General features: G+C 59.6%; 1 pseudogene. It reads left to right on the top strand.

The features are described from left to right. Positions 1-72 precede the first annotated feature (72 nt). A pseudogene (locus tag C7G61_RS42890) lies at positions 73-848 on the top strand (IS5 family transposase). The last annotated feature ends 16 nt before the right edge of the window (positions 849-864 follow it).

Raw genomic sequence — 864 nt, 5'->3', positions numbered from 1 at the left:
TAGGTGGTGTGGACTCTAAGGATTCCCATTTAGGGGCAAATCAGATTCAAGACTGCTTTTGGGGAGGCAGTCTTGGGTGTGATGGATCGGTTGGTTTTGAGCGACGCGGCGTGGGAGCGGATGGCGCCGCTGATCATAGGCCGACCTGACCAGAAGGGTTCGACCGGCCGCGACAACCGGATGTTCGTGGAGGGCGTGCTTTGGATCGTGCGCACCGGCTCTCCCTGGCGTGATCTTCCAGAGGCGTTTGGAGATTGGAACAGCGTGTTCCGACGCTTCAGTCGATGGAGCATCAAAGGTGTCTGGTGGCGGATCTTCGAGGCGATGTCCGACGATCCGGACTTCGAATATCTGATCGTCGATTCCACTATCGTTCGGGCGCATCAGCACGCCGCCGGCGCCAAAAAAGGGGGTCTGAAGATCAAGCGGAAGATCAAGCGATCGGCCGCTCGCGCGGGGGCCTGAGCACCAAGATACATCTGGCCGTTCGCGGCTTGGGATGTCCCGTGCGGTTCATGCTTACCGCAGGTCAGAAGGGCGATGCACCGCAAGCCGCCGCATTGATCGAGGGACTACCCGCCGAGGTCGTCATCGCCGATACAGCCTATGACGCCGATCACTTGCGCCAAGCCATCGCCGCCAAGGGCGCGATCGCCGTCATCCCCAATAACCCTTCACGTGCGCTCAAATACCCGCTCGACAAGCATCTCTATGCCCAGCGCCATCTCGTGGAATGCTGCTTCTCAAAACTCAAGCAGTTCCGCCGCGTCGCAACCCGCTTCGAAAAGACCGCCCGAAACTATCGGGCCGTCGTTACTCTCGCCGCCATCGTCCTATGGCTCCGCTAAATGTCCACACCACCTA

The sequence above is a fragment of the Bradyrhizobium algeriense genome (assembly GCF_003062295.1).
GTDB lineage: Bacteria > Pseudomonadota > Alphaproteobacteria > Rhizobiales > Xanthobacteraceae > Bradyrhizobium > Bradyrhizobium algeriense.
The sequence above is the reverse complement of the archived record's forward strand: the minus strand, read 5'-3'. Positions and strand labels throughout refer to the sequence as shown.